Genomic DNA, 26,949 nt, shown 5'->3' with positions numbered 1-26,949 from the left:
CCGGTGGCCCGGCGGCCCGGTGGCCCGGCGGCCCGGTGGCCCGGCGGCCCGGTGGTCCGGTGGTCCGGTGGTCCGGGTGGCCGGGGCGGCCGGGGCGGCTCGGGCGCTCCGGGTGGCTCAGGTGGTCGGGGTCGCCAGGTGGTTCGGCGGGGACCGCTCGGGAACGTGTCCCTGTCGGCCAAGTCGTGATCGTTTGTTGAGGGAAGTCGGTTTGGAATTTAGGTGGGTCGGGCAATTAACGGTCACGACAGGAAGCACACACACCGTGTGTCAGACATTCTTTGAAGGAGGGTGGCCGTGGAGCTCACCGTGTGGGGCATCATCACTGCGATCGTTGTTGGTCTCATCGTCGGCGCGCTCGGCCGCCTGGTCGTCCCGGGCCGGCAGAACATGCCGATCTGGTTGCACCTGCTGATCGGCATCGGCGCTGCGCTGCTGGGCACGGTCCTGGCGCGCGCCATCGGCATCGCGACCGAGACCAGCGGTGTCGACTGGGGCGAGCTGCTGGTGCAGGTCGTGGTGGCCGCGATCGCGGTCGCGCTGGTGGCCGGTGTGGGTGGCCGCCGCCGCGTCACCCGATAACGACCCGGCGCCGGCCGATAACGACCCGGCATCATCTGGCGATACAGCACCACTGGTAGGACAGCACGACGGAAAGGGCGCCCGGCGAGAGCCGGGCGCTCTTTCGTGCTGAAGTGCCCGGCTTTGGCCAGATGTCGGGGCCTCGGTCGTCGGGCCGCTGCGGTACGGTCGCGACGCTTCAGCCGGTACCGCCCACTGTCGTAAAGGAATCCTCCGTACTAGGGTGCGGCGGAGAAGGTTAGTTCCAGGCGGCGCGAGGGGAGAAGTGGCGTGAACAGGTGGAAGCGGCTGGCCCCGGTCACCGCCATGGTGGCCTCGGCCGCGATGGTGCTGACCGGCTGTGGAGGCTCCGGCGACGACGCGGCCGACGACAGCAAGCTCACGGTCTGGATGATGGGCGAGGGCGGGGACGCACAGAACTCCTTCCTCGACGGTGTCGAGGCCGAGTTCCGCCAGAAGCACCCCGACACGGATGTCGTCGTGCAGTACATCCCCTGGCTCGAGGCGCCCAAGAAGTTCCAGGCCGCGCTGGCCGGTGGTGAGGGGCCGGACATCACCGAGCTGGGCAACACCGAGACGCAGGGTTGGGCCGCCCAGGAGGCGCTCGCCGACGTGAGTGTTCGGATGGGCGGCTGGGCCGACGGCAAGGATCTGCTGCCCGACCTGGTGCGCAACGCGCAGCTCGACGGCAAGCAGTACGGCGTGCCCTGGTACGCGGGCGTGCGTGCGATCTACTACCGCACCGACTGGTTCGCCGAGGCCGGCGTGCAGCCCCCGAAGACCTGGGACGACCTGGTCACCGTGGCGAAGGCCGTGCAGGCGAAGAAGAAGGGCACCTACGGCATCGCCCTGCCGGGCAACTCCGAGCTGCCCTTCTACTCCTTCCTCTGGGGCGCGGGCGGCGAGATCGCCAGCAACCAGGGCGGCACCTGGAAGTCCGGCTACACCACCCCCGAGGCGCAGCGGGCCGTCAAGTTCTGGACCGATCTGGTGACCGTGCACAAGGTGGCCCCGCCTGCGGCGGCCGGCTGGAACGAGATCGACGCGCGTACCCAGTTCGCCACCGGCAAGGCCGCGATGGCCTTCGCCGGTAGCTGGCAGCAGGGCGCCATCAAGAAGGACAACCCCGAGATCGAGAAGGTCTGGGGTACGTTCCCGATCCCCAGCCCGGACGGCAAGGCGGCGCCCGGTTTCGCGGGTGGCTCGGACGTGGCGATCTGGAAGGACAGTGAGCGGCAGGACCTGGCCTGGGACTACCTGACCGTGCTGCTCAACAAGAAGAACGCGCAGAGCTTCGCGAGCAGCCTCGGCTTCTTCCCGGTCTACCAGGATCTGGTCTCCGGCGACGCGTACGCGAACGACAAGGTGATGGCGGCGTTCGCCACCACCATGCAGAACACGAAGCTCACGCCGCTCACTCCGAAGTGGGTGGAGGTCAGCCGGACCAAGACGGTGACCCAGTCGATGAACAGCTCGGTCATGAAGGGTCAGAAGACGGTCGAGAAGGCTACCGCCGACGCGGCCGGCGAGATGGAAGGCATCCTCAACTCCAAGTGACCACGCTGACCGAGGCGCCGGAGACGTCCGCCGCGCGGGAGACCCCCGCGCGGCGGCGTCGCCGGGTGGACCGCCTGCCCTACCTGCTGCTCCTGCCTGCCCTGCTGATCATCGGGGTGCTGCTGCTCTGGCCGCTCGGCCAGGTGGTGGTGATGTCCTTCTACCGGCTGAACAGCGTCCGGCAACTGCGCGGCGATCGGGAGTGGCCGTGGGTGGGGCTCGGCAACTACGCCGACATCCTCTCCGACCCGTTCTTCCTCACCGTGCTGCGCAACACGGTGCTGTTCGCCGCGGCCAACGTGCTGCTCACCATGGTGCTCGGCACCCTGGTGGGGCTGCTGCTCAACCGGCTCGGTCGCAAGATGGCGACGTTCGTGGCCAGTTGCGTGATGCTCGCCTGGGCCACGCCGGCTCTGACCGGCACCATCGTCTGGAAGTGGATCTTCGACGACACGAGCGGCCTGGTCACCTGGCTGTTCAACGCGCTGCCGGACGGGCTCTCGAACGGCCTGTTCGGGCGCAGCGACTGGACCGGCTACGGCTGGTTCAACTCGCCGCTGCTCTTCTTCGCCATCCTCACCCTGGTGGTGGTCTGGCACTCGTTCCCGTTCATCGCGGTCAGTGTGCTGGCGGGTCTCAAGAGCGTGCCGAGTGAGCTGCACGAGGCGGCCCGGGTGGACGGTGCCAGCCCGTGGCGGGTCTTCTGGACGATCACCTTCCCGCTGCTGCGGCCGGTCTTCGGGATCCTGATCGTGCTCTCCACGATCTGGGACTTCAAGGTCTTCACCCAGCAGTTCGTGCTGGCCGGTGGCACCCAGGACCGGCCGACGTTCATGCTCGCCATCTACTCGTACGCCGAGGCCTTCTCACCGCCGCCGAAGTACGGGCTCGGCGCGGCCATCGCGGTGATCCTCACGCTGATCCTGCTCGTGGTCACCGGCTTCTACGTACGGATGGTGCTCAGGCAGGAGGACGAGTCGTGAAGAAAGTCGCCCTCAACGGCGCCGGGCTGCTCGTCGCGCTCTTCGCGGCGTTCCCGGTCTACTGGATGATCTCCACCTCGCTGAAGCCGAGCAACGAGATCTTCTCGGCCACCCCGCAGCCGGTGCCCACCCATCCGACGTTGGCGCACTACCGGGAGATCCTGACCGGCAACCTGATCCCCGGCGTCAGCTTCCTCGACTTCTTCCTCAACAGCGCGCTCGTCGCCGTCGCCACGGTGGTGCTCAGCGGCCTGGTGGCGTTGCTCGCCGCGACCGCGGTGGCCCGGTTCCGGTTCCGGCTGCGCACCAGCTTCCTGATCATGTTGCTGATCGTGCAGATGATCCCGCTGGAGGCGCTGGTCATCCCGCTGTTCCTGATGATCCAGCGGCTCGGGCTCTACAACACCCTGCCCAGCCTGATCCTCACGTACCTGGGTTTCTCGCTGCCGTTCGCGGTCTGGATGCTGCGCGGCTTCGTCGCCGCGGTGCCGAAGGAACTGGAGGAGGCGGCGGCCATCGACGGAGCCAGCCGGGCCCAGACCTTCCGCCGGGTGCTCTTCCCGCTTGTCGCGCCCGGCCTGGTCGCCACCAGCATCTTCTCCTTCATCACGGCGTGGAACGAGCTGATCTTCGCGTTGACGTTCATCAACGACCAGGGCAGCTACACACTGCCGGTGGCGATGACCTTCTTCTTCGGCCGGGACGACACCAACTGGGGGCCGGTGATGGCCGCGTCCACCCTGTTCACCCTGCCGGTCATCATCTTCTTCCTGCTGGTGCAACGCCGGATGGTCTCCGGTCTGGTGGCCGGCGCCGTCAAGGGCTGACCTCCGCGCCGTACCGCGAGGGCGGGCCTAGGCTGACGGCCATGACGGGCAGGGTGGCAGCGGTGAACCTCGGCATCGTGACCGAGGCGGAGTGGGCCGGCGACGCGAGCGGACGCAGTGGCATCGACAAGCGGCCGGTCGACGGCCCGGTCTCGCTGCTCACCGGCGGCGTGGCGGGCGACTTCATCGGCGAGCGCGCCCATCACGGTGGTCCTGACCAGGCGGTCTACGCCTACGCGGAGGAGGACGCCGCGTGGTGGATGGCCGAACTGGGGCGGGACATCCGGCCCGGCGGCTTCGGCGAGAACCTGACCACCTACGCGGTCGACGTCACCGGCGCGGTGATCGGTGAGCAGTGGCAGGTCGGCTCCGCCCTGCTCCAGGTCACCAAGCCGCGCACCCCCTGCACCACCTTCGCCGGGTTCTGGGGCGTACCGGATCTGATCAAGCGGTTCACCGTCCGGGCGTCTCCCGGGGCCTATCTGCGGGTGTTGCGCGAGGGGGAGGTCGGTGCGGGTGACCCGGTCGAGGTGGTGGACCGGCCGGCGCACGGCGTGACGATCGGCGAGGTGTTCCGGGCGACGAGCCTGGAGCCGGAGTTGCTGCCGCGTCTGCTCGACGCCGAGGACCTGCCGGAGCCGATCCGGGAGAAGGCCCGACGCCGTCTCGCCGCCCGGAGCTGACCGGCCGCGCCGACCGCCGTCGACGTGCGGAACGGCCCCCTGTCGTCGCTCGGCGGGACAGGGGGCCGTTCTGTGAGCAGAGGATCAGCGGAGCCAGGGGATGTTGCGGTCGAGCAGACCGCGCTCCTTGAGCTCCTTGCGCAGCGGGATCTCGTCGTCGACGTACCCGTCCCAGTTGATGCCCCAGTAGTTGGCGGTGTGGGTGCCCTCACCGATCAGCTGGCGCTGGACGGGGGTGCGGTTGCGGTACCACTCGCCGTTCACGTCGGGGTGCAGCTCGTCCAGCGGGCGGATCCACCGGTAGGTGTAGCCCACGAAGAGCATCTTGCGGGTGATCGTCGACAGGTTCGTCGAGCGGGAGTGCCACTGCCGGCGGTCGAAGATGAAGGCGTCGCCCGGGTTGGCGGTGATCTCCACCGTGCCCTCCGGGTCCGGGTTGTGCACGCTGAGGTCCTTGGGGCGGTCCAGCGAGTTCCACAGGTGGCTGCCGGGAATGACCTTGGTGGCGCCGCGGCCGGTCTCGGAGAGGTCCGACAGCACGTACGCGACCTTCAGCGAGAACATCGGCCGGGGCAGGTTCGGGTCCATCGTCTCCGGGTCGGAGTTCTGCCGGTACCCGTCCTGGTGCCAACCCCAGTACGGCTTCTCCGGCTCGGCGGCCGGCGGGGTGACGTCCAGGTGGTTGTGGTGGGTGTAGATGTTCCAGCCGGCCAGCCCCCACATGTACGGGAACGCGATCGGGTGGGTCAGCAGCTCACCGAAGAGCTCGTCGCGCTCCAGGAAGCCCAGCAGGTGCAGGGTCCCGTCCTTCTTGGTGGTGCCCTTCGCCTGCTCCTCCGCGTAGACGCGGTCGACAGCCGCCTCCAGCGCCGCCCGGTGGTCCTCCGTCAGGACGTTGCGCAGCAGGAGGAAGCCCTGCTCGTGGAACTCCTTGCGGTCAGTGTCGCTGATCGGTTCGTAACCGGTCCGGTCGCCGTAATCGAACACCGCGTCGTACCCCTCCCCATGAGGTGAAACCTTTTCTGGCACAGGCCGCCGATCGTAACGCGGTGGTCCAGGCATCGGGGAAGGTGTGTTGGTGGGATTGGGCCACATCGGGACGGCGCGCAGCGGGAAAAACGCACACAGTGATATCTAGGTGATCAATAGCGCGATTTGGTGCTTGTTGCCCGATTGTGCGGTGACTGCCGGTTAAGAGATCCGGGTCGTCAGCCCTCGTTGAACACCTCGGCCACCACCTGGCCGGCGGGGCTGCGCTGGCCGTCCACCCGGGCCCACGAACCGCCGCGGGCGGTCCACTCCAGGTCGCCGAAGCGGACCCGCTTCACCCCGTGGTCCTGGGCGTGCGACACCAGCCAGTGCGCGTACCGCCAACCGTCACGTTGGTCGCTCGGAGTCACCGCCAGCCCGGTCGGGTCGGTCGGGTCGGTGCCCTTCAGGCCCCAGTCCAGCACCAGGTTGCGGGTCAACTGCGCGGCCGCCGCCGCGCCGTACATCGCCGGGGTGCGCCCCACCGTGCAGGCGACCGCGCCGCTGGCGTCGCCGAGCAGGGCCCGGCTGAGCACCTCGGAGTCGTCGGCCCACTTCTGGTACGCCTCGGGGAACGCCGAGCGCTGCACCCGCTGGGCCGCGTCGGTCACCCGCATCTTCTCCCAGCCGCGCACCTTCTTCAGGGCGGCGTAGAACCGGTTGGCCGCGTAGCGCGGGTCGCGGATCTGCGCCGGCGTGCCCCAGCCCTGGCTCGGCCGCTGCTGGAACAGGCCCACCGAGTCGCGGTCACCGTCGGCGAGGTTGCGCAGCCCGGACTCCTGGTAGGCGGTGGCGAGCGCGACCACGACGGCCCGCTCGGGCATGCCGCGCTTCGCGCCGATCGCTGCGATGGTCGCCGCGTTCGCCATCTGGTCGGCGTCGAGCGCGACGCGTCCGTCGGCCTGCACCGTGCACTTCCGTGCCACCAGCGGCAACGCGAGGTTGTCGCCGACCTGCCGTACGACGAGCCAGATCGCGATCACGGCGACGAGGATGAGCGCCACTCCACCCGCCACGGTTGCCCGAGTTCGCACCCACACCCCCAGATCGACAGTCCGCCAAGCGTACGTCCCCGCACGCCCTCTCCGGGTCGTCCGAGCGGTTCGGGCCCGGGAGGGTCGATTCCGGCGGGTTCGATGTCGGCTCCGCTGTCCCGTGCCGATCGGCGATGTTCCCGCTCCGGTCGGGTTCTCACCTGCGCAGTCGTTCTGTCACCCGCTCCCGGTGGGCCTGTCGCGAGCGTCACTGGGTACGCCGCAACGGGAAGCGATTGACCAGTCAAGGACTTGACTCGGTTGACACATCAATCGGACCTACCGCCCATACCCGGGTGCGTCGGTCTCCAAGAAGGAGGAGTTCCATGGGAACGCTCGATGGCAAGGTCGTCCTGATCACGGGCACCGGCGGTGGTCTGGGTCGCGTCGCGGCGCTGACCTTCGCCCGCGAGGGGGCCAAGGTCGTCGGCGCCGACCTCCAGGTGGCCGGTAACGACGAGACCGTCGAACTCGTCCGTCGCGCCGGCGGGGAGATGACCGGCATCGCCCCGGTCGACCTCACCGACCCCGAGCAGGTACGCAAGCTCGTCGACGACGCTGCCGCCGCCTACGGTGGCCTCGACGTGGTCTACAACAACGCCGCAGCGCTCCGCTTCGGCCCGATGCCCGACTTCTCCGTGGAGGACTGGCGATACACCATCACCGGCGAACTCGACATTCCGTACTTCGTGTCGAAGTTCGCCTGGCCGCACCTGGTCCGGCGCGGTGGCGGCGTCATCATCAGCGCCGCCTCCATGGCCGGGATGATCGGCGGTCACGTCCCACCGATGGTCGGTCACACCGCCGCGAACGCCGGCATCATCGGCATGACGCGACAGCTCGCGCTCGAGGGCGCGCCGCACGGGATCCGCGCGGTGGCGATCAGCCCCGGGCCCACCCTCACCCCGGCAAGCGAACGCGACCTCGGTGACGACCAGGAGGCCCGCGACGCGATCACGGCCAAGACGCTCCTCAAGCGCTTCGCGCGCCCCGAGGAGGTCGTCGAGCTGGTGGTCTTCCTCGCCTCCGACCGGGCGTCGTACATCACCGGGGCGAACTACCCGGTCGACGGTGGCGCGACCGCCTGGTGACCCGGCCCTCACCGACCGGACCGGAGACCGGGGCGCCGCCGACCGAAGGCGACTCCCCGGAGGCCCTAGTCACCGTCCGGCGCGGGCACCCATCGAGCCGACCGGCGCTCGCGGAAGGCGGTGACGCCCTCGCGCCCCTCGTCGGAGAGGAAGTAGCCGGTCGAGACGGCGGAGAGCCGGGCCAGCTCGGCGCGCAGCTCGGCGGTGCCCGGTCGGCGCAGCAGCTCCTTCGCGCCGGCCAGCGCCCCGGGCGCGCCGCGTACCAGCGAGTCGCAGTAGCCCCGTACCGCGGCGTCCAGCCCGTCCGCCGGGACCGACGCCGTGACCAGGCCGACCTCGGCGGCCCGGCGACCGTCGAAGGTGTCCCCGGTCAGGTACAGCTCGGCGGCGGCACGGGGGTGCAGCCGGGGCAGCACGGTCGCCGAGATCACCGCCGGGATCACCCCGATGCGCACCTCGGTGAACGCGAACGTCGCCTCGTCGGCGCAGACCGCCAGGTCGGCGGCGGCGATCAGACCCAGCCCACCGGCGCGCGCCGGCCCGCCGACCCGGGCCAGCACCGGCTTCGGGCACTCCCAGAGCGCCGCGAGCACGTCGCCGAGCATCCCCGCCGGCACCGTTCCACTTGCGTACGCGGCGGCCGTCTCCTTCAGGTCCGCGCCCGAGCAGAAGACCGGGCCGGTGTGGTCGAGCACGACCACTCGGACCGCCTCGTCGGCGACAGCGTCCGCCAGCCCGGCAAGTAGCTGGGTCATGAGGCCGGTGGAGAGCGCGTTGCGGTTGTGCGGGCTGTCCAGGGTGAGGGTGGTCACCCCACGGGCCGTGGCGACCCGCACGAGGACGTCGGGAGAGGTCATGCCGGGCACACTAGTGGCCATGCCCGGCGTCCTTCCAGATGGTGAGACCGTCCCCGTCGACGGATCGTTGCCCGCCACCGCCACCGCAGCGGTCGGCGCGCGCGGCTTCGGCGTGTACGTGCATGTGCCGTTCTGCGCCAGTCGCTGCGGATACTGCGACTTCAACACCTACACGGCAGCCGAACTGGGCGGGGGCGCGAGCCGCGAGGGGTACGCCGACACCGTCCTGGCCGAGCTGGCGCTCGCCGCGCGGGTGCTCGGCGACACCCCGCCACCCCGGGTCGACACCGTCTTCGTCGGCGGCGGCACGCCCACTCTTCTCCCCGCCGACGACCTGGCCCGCATCCTGGACGGCATCGACCGCACCTGGGGGCTGGCCGCCGACGCCGAGGTGACCACCGAGGCCAACCCGGAGTCGGTCACCCCGGAATCGTTGAAGCTGCTGCGGGCCGCCGGCTACACCCGGATCTCGCTGGGCATGCAGTCCGCCTCGCCGGGGGTGCTGGCGATCCTGGACCGCAAGCACAGCGCCGGGCGGGCCACCGCCGCAGCCCTGGAGGCGCGCGACGCCGGATTCGAGCACGTCAACCTGGACCTGATCTACGGGACCCCGGGGGAGCGGGCCGAGGACTTCGCCGCCTCGTTGGAGCAGGTCGTCGCCGCCGGGGTGGACCACGTCAGCGCGTACGCCCTGATCGTCGAGGACGGCACCCGGCTCGCCGCCCGGATGCGGCGCGGCGAGCTGGCGTACCCCAGTGACGACGTGGCAGCGGACCGTTACCTGGCTGCGGAGGCCGCGCTCGACGCGGCCGGCCTCTCCTGGTACGAGGTCTCCAACTGGGCCCGCACCGAGCAGGCCCGCTGCCGGCACAACCTGCTCTACTGGACCGGCGCGGACTGGTGGGGGTTGGGGCCGGGAGCGCACAGCCACGTCGGCGGGGTGCGCTGGTGGAACGTGAAGCACCCCTCGGCGTACGCCAAGCGGTTGGCCGCCGGTGAGTCCCCCGGCCTGGCCCGGGAGGTGCTCACCGTCGACGAGGCGCACATGGAGGACGTGATGCTCCGGCTGCGGCTGGTCAGCGGTCTCCCGCTGGCGGTGCTCGACGGCACGGGCCGGGCCGGCGCCGAGCGGGCGTTGGCCGGCGGCCTGCTGGCCGCCGACGAGTACGCCGCCGGCAGGGCGGTGCTCACCCTGCGCGGGCGGCTGCTCGCCGACGCGGTCGTGCGCGACCTGCTGCCCTGAGTGGCCGGCCAGCCGGCGGTGAACCGGGCCGGCCGGGGGAGCGGCCGGCCCGCTTCACTTGATGAAGGTGGTGGTCATCGGGTAGCGGTACGGGGTGCCCTCGTTGGCCTTCAAGCCGGCGATGATCCCGAACAGGATCTGGATCACCACGACGGCGATGCTGGGCAGGAAGAGCAGGCACCAGCTCACGAAGAGCAGCACGAACGCGATGATCGACCAGAGGATCTGGAAGTTCAGGGCGGCGAGCGCGTGTGCCCGGACGGTCGGGGACTGCTGGCCGCGGGCCAGGTAGGCGATCAGCGGGGCGACGAAGCCCAGCGGACCGAAGCTGACGAGCGCGCCGAGGGCGCCGCCGAAGTGCGCGACCAGGGCCCAGGTCTTGTCCTCGTTGTTGGCGTAACCGCCGCCGGGGCCGCCGTAGGCGCCACCGGCCGGGTAGCCACCGGGTGGTGGATAGCCCCCGGGCGGGGGGTAGCCGCCTGCCGGAGGGTAGCCGCCTGACGGCGGTTGGTCACCGGTGGGCGGCGGATAGCCACCAGCCGGGGGATAGCCGGCCGGGCCGGGAGCCCCGGACAGTGGTGCGGTGGGCGGCTCGGCCGACGGGGACGGGCCCGGGGACGTGGGCTCCGGCGGGTAGTTGCCGGGGTCGCCCGACCCCGGAGGGCGAGGAGGTTCAGTCATGGATGTCACGGTAGGGGCCGGTGGCAACGGCGCACCAGAGCGACACCGCCGGGTGGTGCGGGCCGATCGGCCCAACTCCGGTGGCGCGGGCCGCACCGACGGCTGGTCGTTGATCATCGCGTCGGCGGGCCTGCCGACGTAGACTGGCACTCGTTACAGTCGAGTGCCAGGACGGCCCGGCCGGCCCGCAGCGCCGGCGGCCGACGTGCGACAGGAGGTGCGGAGGATGGGTCTCGACGACCGGAAACTCGCAGTGCTCCGCGCCATCGTCGAGGACTACGTCTCCACCCAGGAGCCGGTCGGCAGCAAGGCGCTCGTCGAGCGGCACCAGCTCGGGGTCTCCCCGGCCACGGTCCGCAACGACATGGCAGTGCTGGAGGAGGAGGGCTACATCCGGCAGCCGCACACGAGTGCCGGCCGGGTGCCCACCGACCGCGGCTACCGCCTCTTCGTCGACAGGTTGTCCCGGGTCAAGCCGCTCAGCCCGGCCGAGCGCCGGGCCATCGAGCGCTTCCTGGTCGGTGCGGTCGACCTCGACGACGTGGTGCACCGCACGGTGCGACTGCTCGCCCAGCTGACCCGGCAGGTCGCCGTCGTGCAGTACCCGAGCCTGGCCCGCTCCTCGGTGCGTCACCTGGAGCTGGTGCCGATCTCCACCACCCGGCTGATGCTCGTCATGATCGCCGACACCGGGCGGGTGGAGCAGCGACTCGTGGAGCTGCCCGGGCCGGTGCCCGCCGACGACGTCACCGACCTGCGCCGACTGATCAACGAGAAGCTCGCCAACGCGCGGCTCTCCGAGACGCCACCACTGGTGCAGGCGCTCGTCGAGGAAGCGCCGACCGGGCTGCGCCCGACCATGACGACGCTCGCAAGCGTCCTGCTGGAGACGCTCGTCGAGCGGCACGAGGAACGCATCGCGCTCGCCGGCACCGCGAACCTCACCCGGGGCGGTCTGCTCGACTTCCAGGGCTCGCTGCGGCCGATCCTCGAGGCTCTGGAGGAGGAGGTCGTGCTGCTCAAGCTCATCGGTGAGACCGAGCCGAGCACGACCCGGGTGCTGATCGGCGACGAGAACGAGTTCGACAACCTGCGCGCCGCCTCGGTGGTCAGCACCGGGTACGGCCCGGGCACCACCATCCTGGGCGGCCTGGGGGTGCTGGGGCCCACCCGGATGGACTACCCCGGCAACATCGCCACGGTGCGCGCCGTGGCACGCTACGTGGGCGAGTTGCTGGCCCAGAACTGATTGGTCAGGGCCGATGCGGCCGGCTGCGGCCGCCGACCGGCGCAACGCGAGACGAACATGAGGACACGGAACGCAGTGGCCAGGGACTACTACGGCATTCTCGGTGTGAACCGGGAAGCCTCCGATGACGAGATCAAGCGCGCCTACCGCAAGCTGGCACGCCAGTTCCACCCGGACGTCAATCCGGACCCGGAGGCTCAGGAGAAGTTCAAGGACATCAACGCCGCGTACGAGGTCCTCTCGGACGACCGGAAGCGGCAGATCGTCGACCTGGGTGGCGACCCGCTCGCCCCGGGGGGTGGCGGCGCCGGTGGCCCGGGCGGTCCCGGGGGCGCCGGCCCGTTCGTCGGATTCCAGGACATCATGGACGCGTTCTTCGGCGGTGCGGGCGGTGGTGCGCGTGGCCCACGGCCGCGTACCCGCCCGGGCGCTGACGCGATCCTGCGCCTCGAACTCGACCTGCACGAGACGGCGTTCGGCGTCGAGGCCCCGATCACCGTCGACACGGCGGTGCTCTGCACCACCTGCTCCGGTGCCGGCACGGCAGCCGGCACGCACCTGGCGACCTGCGAGGCGTGCGGCGGCCGGGGCGAGGTGCAGTCGGTGCAGCGCACCTTCCTCGGCCAGGTGGTCTCCGCCCGGCCGTGCACCGTGTGCCAGGGCTACGGCACCACCGTCCCGCACCCCTGCCCCACCTGCGCCGGTGACGGCCGGGTGCGCACCCGCCGTTCGCTGACCGTCAAGATCCCGGCCGGCGTCGAGGACGGCATGCGGATCCGGCTGGCCCAGCAGGGCGAGGTGGGCCCGGGTGGTGGCACCGCAGGCGACCTCTACGTGGAGATCCACGAGCGCCCGCACGACGTCTACTCCCGCAAGGGCGACGACCTGCACTGCCGGGTCACCGTGCCGATGACGGCGGCGGCGCTGGGCACCAGGCTGACCATCAAGACGCTCGACAGCGAGGAGACCGTCGACGTCAAGGCCGGCACCCAGCCGGCCAGCACGCTGCGACTGCGCGCCCGGGGCGTGCCGCACCTGCGCGGCACCGGCCGGGGCGACCTCTACGTGCACCTGGACGTGCGGACGCCGACAAAGCTCGACCCGGACCAGGAGAAGATGCTGCGCGACTTCGCGAAGACCCGTGGTGAGGAGGTCGCCGAGCTGTCCAAGCAGGGCGGCTTCTTCTCCCGGATGCGCGACGCGTTCAACGGGCACGCCTGAGGTGTCCGCGCCGCTGTTCCTGGTGGAGGCGCTGCCCACCGGCGACGCGCTGACTCTGGCGGGTCCGGAGGGGCACCACGCGGCCACCGTGCAGCGGCTGCGCGTCGGCGAGGAGCTGCTGCTCGCCGACGGCCGGGGTGGCACGGCCGCCGCCGTGGTCACGGCCGTCGGCCGGGGCAGCCTGGAGGTCACCATCACCTCCCGGGGGTACGCGGACGCGCCGGTCCCTCGGATCGTCGTGGTGCAGGGCATCGCCAAGGGCGACCGGGGTGAGCTGGCCGTGCAGGCGATGACCGAGGTCGGGGTGGACGAGATCGTGCCCTGGGCGGCCTCGCGCTCGGTGACCCAGTGGCGCGGCGACCGGGGCGTACGCGCCCGGGAGAAGTGGGTGGCCACCGCTCGGGAGGCGGCCAAGCAGGCCCGCCGGCCGTGGCTGCCGGTGGTGGCCGGTGCGCCGGACGAGTCCACCGCCACGGTGGCCCGTCGGATCGCCGGTGCCGCCGCCGCGTTCGTGCTGCACGAGGAGGCCGACGACCGGCTCACCACGGCCGACCTGCCGACCGCCGGCGAGATCGTCCTGGTGGTCGGCCCGGAGGGCGGCATCGCCCCGGCCGAGGTGACCGCCTTCGCCGAGGCGGGCGGGCGACCCGTACGCCTCGGACCGGCCGTGCTGCGCACCTCCACCGCCGGGGTGGCGGCCCTCAGCGTGCTCGCCACCCGCCTCGACCGCTGGTGACCGCTCAGGGCCTCGGGAACACCGGCACCACCTCTTCCTCCGGCCCCAGGTCCAGCCCGGCCGGCCCGATGACCTGCGGGTCCGGTGTGCCGACCACCTCGGAGTCCTTGCCGGTGTAGTCGAAGCGGTGCAGCACGTGCCGCATCGCCTCGACGCGGGCCCGCTTCTTGTCGTTGCTCTTCACCACCGTCCACGGCGCGTCGGCCGTGTCGGTCCAGAAGAACATCGCCTCCTTGGCCTCGGTGTAGTCGTCCCACCGGTCGAGTGACGCGATGTCCATCGGGGACAGCTTCCACTGCCGGACCGGGTCGACCTGGCGGATCGCGAACCGGGTGCGCTGCTCGTTCTGGGAGACGGAGAACCAGAACTTGACCAACCGGATGCCCGAGCGCACCAACATCCGCTCCAGCTCCGGTGCCTGCCGCAGGAACTCCAGGTACTCCCTGCGCTTGCAGAAGCCCATCACCCGCTCCACGCCGGCCCGGTTGTACCAGGAACGGTCGAACAGCACGATCTCACCGGCCGCCGGCAGGTGCGCCAGCCACCGCTGGAAGTACCACTGGCCGGCTTCCCGCTCGTCCGGTTTGGCGAGCGCCACCACTGACGCACCGCGCGGGTTGAGGTGCTCCATGAAGCGTTTGATGGTGCCGCCCTTGCCGGCCGCGTCCCGACCCTCAAAGATGATCACCAGCCGCTCGCCGGACTCCTTGATCCAGTCCTGGAGCTTCAGCAGCTCGATCTGGAGCAGCCGCTTGTCGCGGTCGTACTCGTCGCGGTCCAGCCGCTCGTCGTACGGGTAGTCCTCGCGCCACGTGTCGACGGGGGTGCCGTCGGGGCGGAGCAGGACAGGGTCGTCGTCGTGGCCATCGGCCACCCGGTAGTCGGCGGTGAGGTCCAGCAGCGCGGAGTCGGCCATGTCGGCGAGACTTACCCACCCTCGAGCCGCGAACCACCCCCCGAACCGGGTGATCTGGTGGTTGTTCCGACGTCAGCTGCGCAGGTAGGAGGCGCCGTTGAGGTCGACGATCGTGCCCGAGGCCCACTCGGCCTGTGGCGAGGCCAGCCAGTGCACGGCGGCGGCGATCTCCTCCGGTCGGCCCACCCGGTCGAACGGACTCTGCGCCCGGATCGCCGCGCCCTCCTCGCCGCCCAGGTACTCGGTGACCATGTCGGTCGCCACGAAGCCCGGCGCGACGGTGGCGACGGTGATGCCGTACGGCGCGAGCGCCACCGCGAGGGACTGACCCAGCGCGTTCAGCCCCGCCTTGCTGGCCCCGTACGCCGGCTGGTGCGGCTCGCCGCGGAACGCGCCACGGGACGACACGTTGACGATCCGACCGCCGCGTTCGCGCAGGTGCTGGGCGGCGCACCAGATGACGTTGCCGGCGCCGGTCAGGTTGGTCTCCAGCACCTGCCGCCAGCGCTCCTGCCACTCCTCGTACGAGGCGCCGAAGATCGGGTGCGGGTCGTCGCGGTCGCCGTACGTCCCGGCGTTGTTGACGAGCACGTCCAGCCCGCCGAGCAGCTCGGCGGCCCGGTCCACCATGACCCGGACCGCGGCCGGGTCGGTGAGGTCGGCACGGACCACCACGTGCCCGGCACCGGGTAGCTGCCCGCGCAGCTCCTCGGCCGCCTCGGCGGAGTCGCGGTGGTGGATCGCCACCCGGTCGCCGCCGGCCGCGAACGCCATCGCCACCGCGCGTCCGATCCCGCGCGAGGCCCCCGTCACGAGTACCGCCCGATCCGTCATGCCGGCCATCCTGCCTCAGCCGCCGTCGCCCCCGGTGAGGAGGCCCGCGCCGCCGGAGCGCCCCCGACCCGTGAGTCCCTACACTGCCCCGATGGGATCCGACTGCCTGTTCTGCCGCATCGTCGCCGGGGAGATCCCGGCCACCGTGGTCCGGGAGACCGACACCACGCTCGCCTTCCGCGACATCGACCCGAAGGCGCCGGTGCACGTCCTGGTCATTCCGAAGGAGCACTACGCCGACGTGGCCACGCTCGCCCAGGGTGACCCGGCGCTCGCCGCCGACGTGCTGGCGACGTCCGCCGCCGTGGCCGAGGACGAGGGTCTGCTCGGCGACGGGTTCCGGCTGATGTTCAACACCGGCGCGTACGGCGGGCAGGAGGTGTTCCACGTGCACGCGCACCTGCTCGGTGGTGCGCCGCTCGGCCCGATGCTCGCCCGGAACCTGGCGTGACCGGCCCGGACGGCCGTGTCCACGACCACCTGGACCGGTTGGTCCGACGGGTGCAGGCCGAGGCCCGGGTGCCGGCCGTGTCGGCGGCGCTGCACCGGGCCGACCGACCGCTCTGGAGCTGCACCGTCGGCGACACCGGCACCGACAGCCCGCTGGGGCCGGGCACCCAGTTCCGGATCGGCTCGGTCACCAAGACGTTCACCGCGGTGCTGGTCCTGCAGTGCCGCGACGACGGGCTGCTGGACCTCGACGACCCGGTGGGCCGGCACCTGGACCTTCCGGCGCACGGCGAGCTGACCGTACGCCGGTTGCTGTCGCACACCGGTGGCCTGCAACGCGAGCCGTTCGGCGATGTCTGGGACAGCCTGCGCGCACCTGACGACGACCAACTCGTCGCGGAGCTGGACCGGGCCGAGCGGGTGTTGCCGACCGGCCGTCGGTTCCACTACTCCAACCTGGGCTTGGCCGTCCTCGGCCAACTCGTCGCCCGGCTCCGGGGCGGCAGCTGGGCGGAGGCGCTCATCGGGCGGATCCTGACGCCGTTGCGACTGGCCGACACCACGGTGACCCCCCGGCCGTCGGCGGCCACCGGGTTCCTCGTCGACGCGTACTCCGACGAGGCGCACCCGGAACCGCCCACCGACTTCGGTGCGGTCGGCCCGGCCGCCCAGCTCTGGAGCACCGCGACCGACATGGCCCGCTGGGCCGCGTTCCTGGCCGACCCGGCGGCGCTCGACCCGGCCGGCGCGGTCCTCGCCCCGGCCACCCTCGACGAGATGCGCTGGCCGCTGACCACCACCGACGAGACGCTCTGGGGCGCGGGCTTCGGGCTCGGGCTGATCCTGATCCCGCAGGGGGAGCGGGTGACGCACGTGGGGCACGACGGGGCGATGCCCGGCTTCCTCGCCGGGGTGTACGGCCGACGCGGCGGGGACGGCACAGCCGGTGCGATGGGCGCCGCGGTGCTCGGGTCGTCCGGCACGGCGTCCGAACTGTTCGACCTGCCGCACCGGCTGCTCGCCGCGGCGGTCGAGCACGACCCGGCCGAGATCGAGCCCTGGCGTCCCGGCCCACCCGCCCCGGCGGCCCTGCGAGGGGTGCTCGGCCGCTGGTGGGGCGAGGGCTCCGAGTACGTCTTCTCTTGGCACGACGGCGCCCTGCGGGCGCGCGGGGTCGGTGACCCGGCCGGACGTCCACCGGCGATCTTCACTCCGCTGCCCGGCCAGCCGGACGTGTTCCGGGTGGTCTCCGGTCGGGAGGCCGGTGAGCTGCTGCGGCTGACCCGGGACGAGGCGGGCGTGGTGGTCCGGATGCACTGGGCGACCTACCGGTTCACCCGCCACCAGGAGACCTTCGACAGGTACGACTTCCGGGCCGGGAGTTGATCGCGGCCAGCGGAAATGGGCGCGATGCGGCCCGCGTTGAACCGATACGATGGGTGTAACGTCCGCACGCCAGGCCAGCAGGCCGGCGCCGAGATCGAGAGCAGGTGGCGCAGGGCCCTTCGGCCCGACCTATGACCGGCACCCCACCTCCCGGCCCGCCCCGGGTGCAGACCAGGATCACCGTGCCCGACCCGAAGATCATGGTCAATCTGCTCGGCGCAGGCGACGAGATCCTTCGACTCGTCGAACGCTCGGTCAACAGTGATGTGCACGTCCGCGGCAACGAGATCACCATCACCGGTGACCCTGCGGACAATGCTCTCGCCGAGCGGGTCTTCAGCGAGCTCCTCGAACTCATCGAGAAAGGCGAGACCCTGACCACTGACGCCGTCCGGCGTACCGTCGGCATGCTCGAGCAGGGCAGCGCCGAGCGGCCCGCCGAGGTCCTGACGCTCAACATCCTCTCCCGGCGCGGGCGCACCATCCGCCCCAAGACGCTCGGGCAGAAGAAGTACGTCGACGCGATCGACACCCACACCATCGTCTTCGGCATCGGCCCGGCCGGCACCGGAAAGACCTACCTGGCGATGGCGAAGGCCGTCCAGGCGTTGCAGGCCAAGCAGGTCAACCGGATCATCCTCACCCGGCCGGCGGTCGAGGCGGGCGAGCGGCTGGGCTTCCTGCCCGGCACGCTCAACGAGAAGATCGACCCGTACCTGCGCCCGCTCTACGACGCGCTGCACGACATGCTCGACCCGGAGACCATCCCGAAGCTGATGGCCGCCGGCACGATCGAGGTCGCTCCGCTGGCGTACATGCGAGGCCGTGCGCAGCCCTACGACGCAAAGGTCATGACCCCGGAAGGTTTCAAGCGGTTCGGTTCGCTCCGGATCGGCGACCTGGTCATCGGCTCGGACGGTAGGCCGACGCCCGTAATCGGCATTTACCCGCAGGGGCCCAAGCAGGTCTATCGGGTCACCACCCAGGACGGGGCTTCCACCCTGTGCTGCGGCGAACACCTGTGGACCGTCGCCACGCCGGAGGACAAGCGGCGAGGGCGCCAGCGCACCCTTGAGACGCGCGAGATGATCGGTAAGGAGCGGCGAGGCCTTGTCCGCCGTTACGAACTACCGGTTGTGGCCCCCGTGCACATGGAGGCCAGTGATGTTCCCCTCGATCCGTACGCGCTTGGCCTGCTCCTCGGTGATGGTTCCATCTCGCTGAGGACGACACCCGCATTCAGCACGGCTGACCCGGAGCTAGCTGTCGCGCTGGAGGCTGCGCTTCCCGACGTCGAGCTTGTTCGCAAGGGCGGGTACGACTACATCTTGCGGCACGTCAACGGGTGCCGGGGCGGTGTCATCGTCGCGAACCCTGTGACACTCGCAATCCGGGAGTTGGGTTTGGCCGGCGCGAAGTCGGCCACCAAGTTCGTACCCGAGGTTTACAAGCGCAACAGCATCGACGTTCGGCTGGCCGTTCTCCAAGGCCTGCTGGATACGGACGGGGGACCGGTCACGCAGACGGGTCGCACCTGTCGAGTGCAGTACTCCACGACGTCCGCGCGGTTGCGCGACGATGTCATCTACCTCGTCCAGTCGCTCGGCGGGGTTGCGACCTGGCGGGTACGGGAGGCTGAGGGGCGTAGCCCCGGGATGGTGAACGGGCGTCCAGTTGCCTACCGTGCCGACGCCTATGTCGTCGAGATCCGGTTGCCCGATGGCGTCGCTCCGTTCCGTCTGGGCCGTAAGCGTCGGCTCTACAACCAGCATGGGGGTGGTCGACCGATGCGCTTCATCGACTCGATCCTCCCGGCAGGCACGCAGGAGACCATGTGTATCCAGGTCGCAGCAGCGGACTCGCTGTATGTGACCGACGAGTTCCTGGTCACCCACAACACCCTCAACGACGCGTTCATCATCCTGGACGAGGCGCAGAACACCACGCCCGAGCAGATGAAGATGTTCCTCACCCGACTCGGCTTCAACTCCAAGATCGTCGTGACGGGTGACATCACCCAGGTGGACCTACCCGGCGGGACGAGCAGCGGCCTGCGGGTGGTTCGGGAGATCCTGGAGAACGTCGAGGACGTGCACTTCTCCCAGCTGTCCAGCTCCGACGTGGTCCGCCACCGGCTGGTCGGGGAGATCGTCGACGCGTACGCCCGCTGGGACGCCGAGCGGGAGAACCAGCAGGCGCCCGGCGTTCACGCCGTTCCTGGGCGACCCGCCCAGGGCGGCCGGGCCGGCCGCCGCCGCTAAAGCAGAGGAAAGCAGTTGTCCATCGAGATCGCCAACGAGTCCGGTGTCGACGTCGACACCGACGCCGTGCTCGCCGTCGCCCGGCACGCCCTCGACGAGATGGGGGTCAACCCCCTCGCCGAGCTGTCCGTGCTGCTTGTCGACATCGACTACATGACCGAGCTGAACCACCGCTGGATGGGTGGGGACGGCCCGACCGACGTGCTCGCCTTCCCCATGGACGAGGGCAGCGTCGACCACGGCCCCGGTGAGTCCGCACCGGCCGGCGGCGAGCCCGCCCTGCTCGGCGACATCGTGCTCTGCCCCGAGGTGGCGGCCAAGCAGGCGGCCACCGCCGGGCACGCGCCCGCCGACGAGCTGCACCTGCTCACCGTGCACGGGGTGCTGCACCTGCTCGGCTACGACCACGCCGAGCCGGAGGAGGAGCGGGAGATGTTCGCACTCCAGGCTCGGCTGCTGGCGAGCTGGCGGTCGACCCGCACCCAGTGATGTCCACTCCTCCGTTACTTGCGGCCGGCGCCACCGCCGGCCTTCCCGACCTTCAGTTGATCGTCTTCGCGGCCGGTCTGGTGGTGCTGGCCGGCCTGATCGCGATGACCGAGGCGGCCCTCGCGGCGGTCTCACCGGCCCGCGCCGCCGAACTCGCCCGCGACGGCGTACGCGGCGCCCGTACCCTCCAGGTCGTCGCCGGCGACGTCGTCCGGCACCTCAACCTGCTCCTGCTGTTGCGGCTGCTCGCCGAGCTGACCGCCACCACGCTCGTGGCGCTCGTGGCGGTGGACAGCTTCGGCGCCGGCTGGCGGGCCGCGCTGGTGACCGCCGGCGCGATGACGGTGGTCAGCTTCGTGGTGGTCGGTGTCGCCCCGCGAACCCTCGGCCGGCAGCACGCCTACGCCGTGGGGCGTGCGGTGGCGCCGCTGGTCCGCTGGCTGGGCCGGGCGCTCAACCCGCTCGCGTCGTTGCTGATCCTCATCGGCAACGCGGTCACCCCGGGGCGCGGCTTCCGGGAGGGGCCGTTCGCCAGCCAGGTGGAGCTGCGGGAGCTCGTCGACCTGGCCGAGCAGCGCGGCGTGGTCGAGCACGGCGAGCGCCAGATGATCCACTCCGTCTTCGCGCTCGGCGACACCATCGCCCGTGAGGTCATGGTGCCTCGTACGGAGATGGTGTGGATCGAGGAGAACAAGACGCTCGCGCAGGCGCTTGCGCTCTTCCTCCGCTCCGGTTTCTCCCGCATCCCGGTGATCGGCGAGAGCGTCGACGACGTGCTGGGTGTCCTCTACCTCAAGGACCTGATCCGGCGCTCCCGCGGCGGGGACCCGAGGGCCGAGCAGTTGCCGGTGGCCGAGCTGATGCGCCCGGCGACCTTCGTACCGGAGTCCAAGCCGGTCGACGACCTGCTGTCCGAGATGCAGGCGGCCCGCAACCACCTGGTCATCGTGGTCGACGAGTACGGCGGCACCGGCGGTCTGGTCACCATCGAGGACATCCTCGAGGAGATCGTCGGTGAGATCACCGACGAGTACGATGTCGAGCGCCCGCCCGTCGAACGCCTGGCGGACTCCTCGGTGCGGGTGACCGCTCGCCTGCCGGTGGAGAATCTCGGCGAGATGTTCGGCACCGACCTGCCCACCGACGAGGTGGAGACGGTCGGCGGGCTGCTCGCCCAGTCGCTGGGGCGGGTGCCGATCCCGGGTGCCGAGGTCGAGGTCGCCGGTCTCCGCCTGGTCGCCGAGGGCACCACCGGCCGGCGCAACCGGATCGACACCGTGCTGGTCAGCCGGGTGGAGCCGGGCGACGAGCAGGACAGCGCGGGGCGCGGCGAGCAGGCCGGCCCCGGGGACGACACGGACAACTATCGAGACGACGAGAGGCAACCCGCCGATGCCTGACACACCCGCCGCGCCTGCTGCCCGGCCCACCCCCACCGCGTCGGGCGCGCTGAGCGCCGAGGACGGCAAGCTCGTCGTCCTGGCCCGGGGAGCCCGCGCACGCGTCGGCGCCGTGGAGGGCGCCGCGGTCCGCGACCAGGACGGCCGGACGTACGCGGCGGCGAGTGTCGCGCTGCCGTCGCTGACGCTCACCGCGTTGCAGTTGGCTGTCGCCTCGGCCGTGGCGGCCGGGGCGACGCGGCTGGAGGCGGCGGTGGTGGTGACCGAGGCGTCGACGCTTGACGGTGCCGGGCACGCGGCGGTGCGCGACCTCGCGGCGGACGCCCCGGTGCACGTTGCCGCCCCGGACGGCACGGTCCTGGGCACGGTGACGGAGTGAGCCCGGTGCAGGATCCGCAGGCGCGACCGTACCGGGCCGGGTTCGGCTGCTTCGTCGGTCGTCCCAACGCCGGCAAGTCGACGCTCACCAACGCCATCGTCGGCACCAAGATCGCCATCACCTCCAACAAGCCGCAGACCACCCGGCACGTCATCCGGGCGGTGCTGCACCGTCCGGAGTCGCAGCTGGTCCTCGTCGACACGCCGGGCCTGCACCGCCCCCGCACGCTGCTCGGCGAGCGCCTCAACGACCTGGTCCGGTCCACCTGGACCGAGGTCGACGTGATCGGTCTGTGCATCCCGGCCGACGAGCCGGTCGGGCGCGGCGACCGGTTCATCACCGGCGAGCTGGCCGAGTTGAAGGCGACGGTGCTGGCGGTGGTCACCAAGACCGATTTGGTGGACAAGCGTCGGCTGGCGGAGCAGCTGCTGGCGGTCAGCAAGTTGGGGGAGTTCGCCGAGATCGTGCCGGTGAGCGCGGTGGCCGGGCACCAGGTGGACACCCTCGTCGACGTGATGACCACGTACCTGCCGCCGTCGCCGCAGCTCTATCCGGACGACATGCTCACCGACGACCCCGAGCAGGTGCTGGTCGCCGAGCTGATCCGGGAGGCCGCGCTGGAGGGGGTCCGCGACGAACTGCCGCACTCCATCGCCGTCGTGGTGGAGGAGATGATCCCCGAGGGGCAGGTCATGAAGATCTACGCCGACCTGTACGTGGAGCGGCCCAGCCAGAAGGCCATCGTGCTCGGGCACAAGGCGAGTCGGCTCAAGGAGGTCGGCACCACCGCCCGCAAGCAGATCGAGGAGCTGCTCGGCAGCCGGGTCTACCTCGACCTGCACGTGCGGGTCGCGAAGGATTGGCAGCGCGACCCGAGGCAACTGCGCAAGCTGGGCTTCTGACCCGGTCGGGCAACGGGGGATGTTCATGTTCGGTTGAGGCCGTTGTCGTTTGGTGCGGGCGCCGTGCCGGGTAGGGATGTGGTGCCAAGCGTCCCCAACCCAGATGCAGGCTGATGCGCAACAGGTACCTCGATCTCCTCCGTTCCCTGGCCATCGTTCGAGTGGTGGTCTACCACGTCACCGGATGGGCCACCCTCACCCTCGTCTTCCCGGCCATGTCGGTGATGTTCGCGCTGGCCGGCTCGCTGATGGCCGCGTCGCTCACCCGCACCGGGCCGGCGGCGGTCGGGCGCCGGCTGCGTCGGCTGCTGCCGTCGCTGTGGGTGCTCGCGGTGGTCTTCGTGCCGGCCATGCTCTTCACCGGGCTGCCGGTGAGCCCCCGGGTGCTGCTGTGGCTGTTCCCGATCGCCGATCCGCCGGCCAACCACTGGGGTGCGCTGGCGCTGAGCGTCATCTGGTACCTGCGCGACTACCTGTGGTTCGTGTTCGCCTCGCCGGTCGCGTTCTGGCTGTTCCGGCGTGCCCCGCTGCCGACCCTGCTGGCCCCGTACCTCCTGCTGGTGACGATCGAGGTGGGGATCTACCCGGCGCCGCCGGTGCTGCGTGAGTTCGGGTTGTACTTCGGGGCGTGGCTGCTCGGCTTCGCCCACCACGCCGGGATGCTGCGCCGGCTTCCCGGCCGGCTGCTGTATCCGATGGCGCTCGCCCTCGCCGTGGGCGGCGGTGCCTGGATCGTCGGGCATCCGGGGCCACGCGGGTACGACCTCAACGACAACCACCTGGGCAACGCGCTCTGGTCGGCCGCGTTCATCCTGATCGCGTTGGGCCGGGCACCGGCCGGGGTCGCCTGGCTGAGCCGGAGCCGACGTGCCGAGCGGGCGGTGACGGTGCTCAACCGCCGGGCGCTCACCGTCTACCTCTGGCACATGCCGTTCGTGGTGGCGCTCACTCCGCTCGTCGACGTGGTGGGCTGGTCCCACCAGGACCCGGTGGGCCTGGCCATCCGGGTGCTGCTGGTCTTCGCCCTGGTCGGGCTGGTCACCCTGGCCGTCGGCTGGGTCGAGGACGTCGCCGCCCGACGCCGCCCGGAGCTGGTCCCGGGTGGTTCGGCGCAGTCTGCCGACACGGCGGTCCAGTCCGGTGGCGCGGCGGCGGACGATGCCGGGACGACCGCCGGACGATCGGTGGTGCCGGCGCAGCGGACGGCCGAGGAGGCGGGGAGCGTCGAGATCAACGCTCGCTGATCGTGAGGTTGCCGCTGTCGGCCGAGCCGTCGAGCACCAGGGACGCGGCCGGGTTGTCCGTCACGGTGACGGTCTTGTCGCCGGAGTCGGCGTTGGACCGGACCCGGTAGCTGCCCGCCGGCACCAGCAGCGTGACGTCACCACTGGAGGCGTGGACCCGGGCCGAGGCGGGCTGGTCCAACTCGACGTTGACATTGCCGGAGCTGGCCTCGGCGTCGACCGTGCCGCCAAGCCGGCGCGCGCTGATGTCTCCCGACGACGCGCGCAGCCGTACCGCCGCGGCGGCCTCGTTCACCTCGATGTTGCCGGACCGGGCCTCCACCCCGACCGCGCCGGACGCGCCGGAGATCCGCACGTCGCCCGAACTCACCTGTAGCTCCACCGTGCCGACCCGGCTCAGCTCGACGTTGCCGGAGCTGGTCTCGCCCTGCACCCCCACACCCTCGGGCACCGTCACCTCGTAGGAGATGCTGCACCGCGAGCCGCAGTTGGTGTCGAGCACCAGCTCGCTGCCCTTGATCTCGTACCGGGCGTTGCTCGGTTCACCGCCCTGGTAGCGCACCACCCGCTTGATCCGCACCTCGGACGCCGGGCCGGTGCCGCGGACCACCACGTCGCCGGAGCCCCCGGAGAGTCGGACCACGGTGATCCGGACCGCCTCGGTGTTGTCGTAGTCGAGCCGGCGGAACGACAGGTTGTCGCACCCGGCGAGCACGATGAGGGTGGTGGCGAGCCCCAGCGCGACGGGAGTGGCGACGCGGCGACGGCGGGTGGCGGTGTTCAGCTGTAGTGCCATGACGAGCACGCTACGACCGGGCGCGAGTCGACCGCATCGGGGTTCAGCCGCGCTTGCACCCCGAACCAACCCTGATTTCCCACCCCGAGGGAGAATGGCCCGATGGCCGGGTATCGCCGACAGCTCTACCGCGACGACGCGGTGGTCCTGCGTGTGCAGAAGCTCGGCGAGTCCGACCGGATCATCACCCTGCTCACCCGCCGACACGGCCGGCTGCGCGCGGTGGCCCGGGGGATCCGCCGCACCACGAGCAAGTTCGGCGCCCGTCTGGAGCCGTTCGGCCACGTCGACCTCCAGCTCGCCGGTGACCCGAAGGGCAACCACGGCAGCTCGCTGCACACCGTCAGCCAGGTCGAGGGCATCGACCTGTACGGCAAGCGGTTCCTGGGCGACTATCCGCGCTACACGGCGGCAAGCGCGATCGCCGAGACCGCCGAGCGGCTGACGCCTGTGGAACGGGAGCCGTCGCTGCGGCTGTTCCAGCTCACCGTCGGCGCGCTGAAGGCGCTGTCCCGGGGTGAGCACGCCACCACCCTGGTGCTCGACGCGTACCTGCTGCGCGGGATGTCCCTGGCCGGCTGGGCTCCCGCGTTGGTCGCCTGCGCGGTCTGCGGCACGCCCGGGCGGCACCGCGCGTTCTCCGTACCGGCCGGCGGCGCGGTCTGTCCGGACTGTCGGCCACCCGGGGCGGCTCATCCCGCGCCGGCCACCATCGATCTGATGTCCGCGCTGACAAACGGCGACTGGGTGGTCGCCGACGCCACCGACGCCGCCGTACGTCGCGAGTGCAGTGGGCTGGTCGCCGCTCACCTGCAGTGGCACCTGGAGCGCGCGCTACGCTCGCTGCCGCTGGTCGACCGGGGTTCCTCGGCGGCCGGCGCGGCCTCGCCGCCGGCAGGCACCGGGGCCGTGGTGCTCCGGCCACGTGGCGACGTCGAGGCCGGGGCGGACGGCGCGAACAGGGAGTGACCGAGTGATCCGATCGAAGAAGGCCGGCCGACGCGAGCCGACGCCGCCGGTGCCACACCCGTCCGGGGCCCGACCCCCGGCGCTGCCCACCGAGGCGGTGCCGAAGCACGTGGCGGTCGTGATGGACGGCAACGGCCGCTGGGCCAAGGACCGCGGGCTGCCCCGCACCAAGGGGCACGAGGCGGGGGAGCACAGCCTCTTCGACACCATCGAGGGCGCCATCGAGATGGGCATCCCGTACCTCTCGGCGTACGCGTTCTCGACCGAGAACTGGCGGCGTTCGCCCGACGAGGTCCGGTTCCTGATGGGGTTCAACCGGGACGTGATCCGGCGCCGCCGTGACCAGCTGGTCGACCTGGGCGTACGGGTGGTGTGGTCGGGCCGGCCCGGTCGGCTGTGGAAGAGCGTCATCTCCGAGTTGCAGACCGCCGAGGAGATGTCCCGCGACAACTCGACGCTGACCCTGCAGTTCTGCGTCAACTACGGCGGGCAGGCTGAGATCGGTGACGCCGCCGCCGCGATCGCACGGGACGTTGCGGCCGGCCGACTGGATCCGGCGAAGGTCACCGAGAAGACCGTGGCGAAGTACCTCTACCACCCGGAGATCCCGGAGGTCGACCTGTTCCTGCGTCCCTCCGGGGAGGAGCGGATCTCCAACTTCCTGCTCTGGCAGACCGCGTACGCCGAGCTGGTCTTCCTGGACACGCTCTGGCCGGACTTCGACCGCCGCCACCTCTGGTACGCCTGTGAGCTCTACGCACAGCGGGACCGACGCTTCGGCGGCGCGCTTCCCAACCCGGTCGCTCCGGTTGTCTGAGCCGACGCGCTTACCGGCACGTCACTCTGGGTATCAGAGACGTCAGAAGCCACTGACGGAGGTGAACCCAATGATCCAGAAGCGCATTGCCCAGTGGGCGGTGATGGCGATCGCGGTGCCGCTGGCCGCTGCCGGTGCCCGCCGGCTCAGCCACACCCTGGAGGCCCGACGTGGTCCCTCCGGGGTGACCCGGTTGCTGACCAAGGGCGCGGACCTGATGCGTCCGCAGAAGGCCAAGCGCCGCCGCTTCTTCTGACCGTCCCCACCCGTCCCCGGCGCCGCCCCCCCCCCCCCGGCCGGGCGGGCCCCCCCGACGGGGGCCCCGCCGCGGGG

At 71.2% G+C, this 26,949-nt stretch carries 28 protein-coding genes and 3 pseudogenes; 24 read left to right on the top strand and 7 right to left on the bottom strand.

Annotated features, from left to right (window positions below; all coding sequences use genetic code 11):
• Positions 1-297 precede the first annotated feature (297 nt).
• From ACWER9_RS27995 to ACWER9_RS27975, 5 genes are all read left to right on the top strand, one after another.
• On the top strand, positions 298-582 hold the full coding sequence (locus tag ACWER9_RS27995) for a GlsB/YeaQ/YmgE family stress response membrane protein (RefSeq protein WP_452304646.1): 285 nt from the start codon (positions 298-300) through the stop codon (positions 580-582).
• 270 nt (positions 583-852) lie between these two features.
• Positions 853-2,139, top strand: coding sequence for a sugar ABC transporter substrate-binding protein (locus ACWER9_RS27990; RefSeq protein WP_452304645.1), 1,287 nt, complete (start codon positions 853-855; stop codon positions 2,137-2,139).
• Positions 2,136-3,122, top strand: a complete 987-nt coding sequence (locus ACWER9_RS27985) for a carbohydrate ABC transporter permease (protein ID WP_452304644.1) — start codon at positions 2,136-2,138, stop codon at positions 3,120-3,122. The genes ACWER9_RS27990 and ACWER9_RS27985 overlap by 4 nt, the downstream gene beginning before the upstream one ends.
• Positions 3,119-3,949, top strand: a complete 831-nt coding sequence (locus tag ACWER9_RS27980; protein ID WP_452304643.1) for a carbohydrate ABC transporter permease — start codon at positions 3,119-3,121, stop codon at positions 3,947-3,949. Before ACWER9_RS27985 ends, ACWER9_RS27980 begins: the two co-directional genes overlap by 4 nt.
• A gap of 41 nt (positions 3,950-3,990) precedes the next feature.
• The gene (locus ACWER9_RS27975; protein WP_452304642.1) at positions 3,991-4,632 is read left to right on the top strand and encodes an MOSC domain-containing protein; all 642 of its coding nucleotides are present in this window, start codon (positions 3,991-3,993) and stop codon (positions 4,630-4,632) included.
• An 84-nt stretch (positions 4,633-4,716) separates the two neighbouring features.
• Here the strand turns inward: ACWER9_RS27975 and ACWER9_RS27970 are convergent, their stop codons facing one another.
• Together ACWER9_RS27970 and ACWER9_RS27965 are read right to left on the bottom strand one after the other, a co-directional pair.
• Complete coding sequence (locus tag ACWER9_RS27970; RefSeq protein ID WP_088988074.1) at positions 4,717-5,619, bottom strand: phytanoyl-CoA dioxygenase family protein; 903 nt, start codon at positions 5,617-5,619, stop codon at positions 4,717-4,719.
• A 221-nt stretch (positions 5,620-5,840) separates the two neighbouring features.
• The gene (locus tag ACWER9_RS27965) at positions 5,841-6,701 is read right to left on the bottom strand and encodes a hypothetical protein (protein WP_452304641.1); all 861 of its coding nucleotides are present in this window, start codon (positions 6,699-6,701) and stop codon (positions 5,841-5,843) included.
• Between the two features lie 320 nt (positions 6,702-7,021).
• Here ACWER9_RS27965 and ACWER9_RS27960 point away from each other — a divergent pair, with 320 nt between their 5' ends.
• The gene (locus ACWER9_RS27960) at positions 7,022-7,786 is read left to right on the top strand and encodes an SDR family NAD(P)-dependent oxidoreductase (protein WP_452304640.1); all 765 of its coding nucleotides are present in this window, start codon (positions 7,022-7,024) and stop codon (positions 7,784-7,786) included.
• A 65-nt stretch (positions 7,787-7,851) separates the two neighbouring features.
• Here the strand turns inward: ACWER9_RS27960 and ACWER9_RS27955 are convergent, their stop codons facing one another.
• Positions 7,852-8,643 carry an enoyl-CoA hydratase-related protein gene (locus ACWER9_RS27955; RefSeq protein ID WP_452304639.1) on the bottom strand — a complete coding sequence of 264 codons (792 nt, stop codon included), beginning with the start codon at positions 8,641-8,643 and terminating at the stop codon, positions 7,852-7,854.
• A gap of 19 nt (positions 8,644-8,662) precedes the next feature.
• On the opposite strand from ACWER9_RS27955, the gene hemW reads away from it, so the two are divergent.
• Complete coding sequence (gene hemW / locus ACWER9_RS27950) at positions 8,663-9,886, top strand: radical SAM family heme chaperone HemW (protein WP_452304638.1); 1,224 nt, start codon at positions 8,663-8,665, stop codon at positions 9,884-9,886.
• A gap of 54 nt (positions 9,887-9,940) precedes the next feature.
• Here hemW and ACWER9_RS27945 read toward each other — a convergent pair whose 3' ends face one another.
• On the bottom strand, positions 9,941-10,567 hold the full coding sequence (locus ACWER9_RS27945; protein ID WP_452304637.1) for a DUF4870 domain-containing protein: 627 nt from the start codon (positions 10,565-10,567) through the stop codon (positions 9,941-9,943).
• Here ACWER9_RS27945 and ACWER9_RS27940 point away from each other — a divergent pair.
• The 4 genes from ACWER9_RS27940 to ACWER9_RS27925 all read left to right on the top strand — a co-directional run bounded on the left by ACWER9_RS27940 (position 10,566) and on the right by ACWER9_RS27925 (position 13,773).
• Positions 10,566-10,709, top strand: a complete 144-nt coding sequence (locus ACWER9_RS27940; protein WP_452304636.1) for a hypothetical protein — start codon at positions 10,566-10,568, stop codon at positions 10,707-10,709. The two genes, ACWER9_RS27945 and ACWER9_RS27940, sit on opposite strands and share 2 nt — an antisense overlap.
• 84 nt (positions 10,710-10,793) lie before the next feature.
• Positions 10,794-11,816, top strand: a complete 1,023-nt coding sequence (gene hrcA / locus ACWER9_RS27935; protein WP_452304635.1) for a heat-inducible transcriptional repressor HrcA — start codon at positions 10,794-10,796, stop codon at positions 11,814-11,816.
• A 75-nt stretch (positions 11,817-11,891) separates the two neighbouring features.
• Positions 11,892-13,037, top strand: coding sequence for a molecular chaperone DnaJ (dnaJ, locus tag ACWER9_RS27930; protein WP_452304649.1), 1,146 nt, complete (start codon positions 11,892-11,894; stop codon positions 13,035-13,037).
• 1 nt (position 13,038) lies between these two features.
• Positions 13,039-13,773: a 16S rRNA (uracil(1498)-N(3))-methyltransferase gene (locus tag ACWER9_RS27925; RefSeq protein ID WP_452304634.1), complete on the top strand. Its 735-nt coding sequence runs from the start codon at positions 13,039-13,041 to the stop codon at positions 13,771-13,773.
• 4 nt (positions 13,774-13,777) lie between these two features.
• Here the strand turns inward: ACWER9_RS27925 and ppk2 are convergent, their stop codons facing one another.
• Positions 13,778-14,689, bottom strand: coding sequence for a polyphosphate kinase 2 (ppk2, locus tag ACWER9_RS27920; protein WP_452304633.1), 912 nt, complete (start codon positions 14,687-14,689; stop codon positions 13,778-13,780).
• Positions 14,690-14,761: 72 nt separating this feature from the next.
• On the bottom strand, positions 14,762-15,523 hold the full coding sequence (locus tag ACWER9_RS27915; RefSeq protein ID WP_452304632.1) for an SDR family NAD(P)-dependent oxidoreductase: 762 nt from the start codon (positions 15,521-15,523) through the stop codon (positions 14,762-14,764).
• 91 nt (positions 15,524-15,614) lie between these two features.
• Here ACWER9_RS27915 and ACWER9_RS27910 point away from each other — a divergent pair, with 91 nt between their 5' ends.
• The 10 genes and pseudogenes from ACWER9_RS27910 (at position 15,615) to ACWER9_RS27865 (ending at position 24,034) form a co-directional block, all read left to right on the top strand.
• A complete protein-coding gene (locus ACWER9_RS27910) occupies positions 15,615-15,974 on the top strand; it encodes a histidine triad nucleotide-binding protein (protein ID WP_124774517.1) in 360 nt (119 codons plus the stop codon).
• The gene (locus tag ACWER9_RS27905; RefSeq protein ID WP_452304631.1) at positions 15,971-17,359 is read left to right on the top strand and encodes a serine hydrolase domain-containing protein; all 1,389 of its coding nucleotides are present in this window, start codon (positions 15,971-15,973) and stop codon (positions 17,357-17,359) included. Before ACWER9_RS27910 ends, ACWER9_RS27905 begins: the two co-directional genes overlap by 4 nt.
• A 131-nt stretch (positions 17,360-17,490) precedes the next feature.
• Positions 17,491-18,237: pseudogene (locus tag ACWER9_RS27900) on the top strand (PhoH family protein); the annotation flags it as partial.
• Positions 18,211-18,990 (top strand): annotated as a pseudogene (locus ACWER9_RS27895) (LAGLIDADG family homing endonuclease); the annotation flags it as partial. The pseudogenes ACWER9_RS27900 and ACWER9_RS27895, both read left to right, overlap by 27 nt.
• A gap of 264 nt (positions 18,991-19,254) precedes the next feature.
• A pseudogene (locus ACWER9_RS27890) lies at positions 19,255-19,620 on the top strand (PhoH family protein); the annotation flags it as partial.
• Positions 19,621-19,635: 15 nt separating this feature from the next.
• Entirely contained in the window at positions 19,636-20,109 is a 474-nt protein-coding gene (gene ybeY / locus ACWER9_RS27885; RefSeq protein WP_030491788.1) for an rRNA maturation RNase YbeY, read from the top strand.
• The gene (locus ACWER9_RS27880; RefSeq protein ID WP_452304648.1) at positions 20,085-21,509 is read left to right on the top strand and encodes a hemolysin family protein; all 1,425 of its coding nucleotides are present in this window, start codon (positions 20,085-20,087) and stop codon (positions 21,507-21,509) included. The genes ybeY and ACWER9_RS27880 overlap by 25 nt, the downstream gene beginning before the upstream one ends.
• Positions 21,502-21,888, top strand: coding sequence for a cytidine deaminase (locus ACWER9_RS27875; protein WP_452304630.1), 387 nt, complete (start codon positions 21,502-21,504; stop codon positions 21,886-21,888). Before ACWER9_RS27880 ends, ACWER9_RS27875 begins: the two co-directional genes overlap by 8 nt.
• Before the next feature lie 5 nt (positions 21,889-21,893).
• Complete coding sequence (gene era, locus ACWER9_RS27870) at positions 21,894-22,790, top strand: GTPase Era (RefSeq protein ID WP_452304647.1); 897 nt, start codon at positions 21,894-21,896, stop codon at positions 22,788-22,790.
• A 113-nt stretch (positions 22,791-22,903) separates the two neighbouring features.
• Complete coding sequence (locus ACWER9_RS27865; RefSeq protein ID WP_452304629.1) at positions 22,904-24,034, top strand: acyltransferase family protein; 1,131 nt, start codon at positions 22,904-22,906, stop codon at positions 24,032-24,034.
• Here ACWER9_RS27865 and ACWER9_RS27860 read toward each other — a convergent pair.
• A complete protein-coding gene (locus ACWER9_RS27860; RefSeq protein ID WP_452304628.1) occupies positions 24,021-24,830 on the bottom strand; it encodes a DUF4097 family beta strand repeat-containing protein in 810 nt (269 codons plus the stop codon). The two genes, ACWER9_RS27865 and ACWER9_RS27860, sit on opposite strands and share 14 nt — an antisense overlap.
• A 102-nt stretch (positions 24,831-24,932) precedes the next feature.
• On the opposite strand from ACWER9_RS27860, the gene recO reads away from it, so the two are divergent.
• The 3 genes from recO to ACWER9_RS27845 all read left to right on the top strand — a co-directional run bounded on the left by recO (position 24,933) and on the right by ACWER9_RS27845 (position 26,872).
• Positions 24,933-25,799 carry a DNA repair protein RecO gene (recO, locus tag ACWER9_RS27855; protein WP_452304627.1) on the top strand — a complete coding sequence of 289 codons (867 nt, stop codon included), beginning with the start codon at positions 24,933-24,935 and terminating at the stop codon, positions 25,797-25,799.
• 4 nt (positions 25,800-25,803) lie between these two features.
• Positions 25,804-26,616 carry an isoprenyl transferase gene (locus ACWER9_RS27850; RefSeq protein WP_452304626.1) on the top strand — a complete coding sequence of 271 codons (813 nt, stop codon included), beginning with the start codon at positions 25,804-25,806 and terminating at the stop codon, positions 26,614-26,616.
• 70 nt (positions 26,617-26,686) lie between these two features.
• Complete coding sequence (locus ACWER9_RS27845) at positions 26,687-26,872, top strand: hypothetical protein (protein WP_452304625.1); 186 nt, start codon at positions 26,687-26,689, stop codon at positions 26,870-26,872.
• The last annotated feature ends 77 nt before the right edge of the window (positions 26,873-26,949 follow it).

It is taken from the genome of Micromonospora sp. NPDC003944 (assembly GCF_053605225.1).
Note: the sequence above shows the minus strand (reverse complement) of the source record. Positions and strands in the feature narration are given on the sequence as shown.

Coding starts and splice junctions, on each gene's coding strand:
- ACWER9_RS27975 (WP_452304642.1), top strand. CDS start 3,991: ATGACGGGCAGGGTGGCAGCGGTGAACCTCGGCATCGTGACCGAGGCG.
- ACWER9_RS27960 (WP_452304640.1), top strand. CDS start 7,022: ATGGGAACGCTCGATGGCAAGGTCGTCCTGATCACGGGCACCGGCGGT.
- ACWER9_RS27955 (WP_452304639.1), bottom strand. CDS start 8,643: ATGACCTCTCCCGACGTCCTCGTGCGGGTCGCCACGGCCCGTGGGGTG.
- hemW (WP_452304638.1), top strand. CDS start 8,663: ATGCCCGGCGTCCTTCCAGATGGTGAGACCGTCCCCGTCGACGGATCG.
- ACWER9_RS27940 (WP_452304636.1), top strand. CDS start 10,566: ATGGATGTCACGGTAGGGGCCGGTGGCAACGGCGCACCAGAGCGACAC.
- ACWER9_RS27945 (WP_452304637.1), bottom strand. CDS start 10,567: ATGACTGAACCTCCTCGCCCTCCGGGGTCGGGCGACCCCGGCAACTAC.
- hrcA (WP_452304635.1), top strand. CDS start 10,794: ATGGGTCTCGACGACCGGAAACTCGCAGTGCTCCGCGCCATCGTCGAG.
- ppk2 (WP_452304633.1), bottom strand. CDS start 14,689: ATGGCCGACTCCGCGCTGCTGGACCTCACCGCCGACTACCGGGTGGCC.
- ACWER9_RS27915 (WP_452304632.1), bottom strand. CDS start 15,523: ATGACGGATCGGGCGGTACTCGTGACGGGGGCCTCGCGCGGGATCGGA.
- ACWER9_RS27910 (WP_124774517.1), top strand. CDS start 15,615: ATGGGATCCGACTGCCTGTTCTGCCGCATCGTCGCCGGGGAGATCCCG.
- ACWER9_RS27875 (WP_452304630.1), top strand. CDS start 21,502: ATGCCTGACACACCCGCCGCGCCTGCTGCCCGGCCCACCCCCACCGCG.
- ACWER9_RS27865 (WP_452304629.1), top strand. CDS start 22,904: ATGCGCAACAGGTACCTCGATCTCCTCCGTTCCCTGGCCATCGTTCGA.
- ACWER9_RS27860 (WP_452304628.1), bottom strand. CDS start 24,830: ATGGCACTACAGCTGAACACCGCCACCCGCCGTCGCCGCGTCGCCACT.
- recO (WP_452304627.1), top strand. CDS start 24,933: ATGGCCGGGTATCGCCGACAGCTCTACCGCGACGACGCGGTGGTCCTG.
- ACWER9_RS27845 (WP_452304625.1), top strand. CDS start 26,687: ATGATCCAGAAGCGCATTGCCCAGTGGGCGGTGATGGCGATCGCGGTG.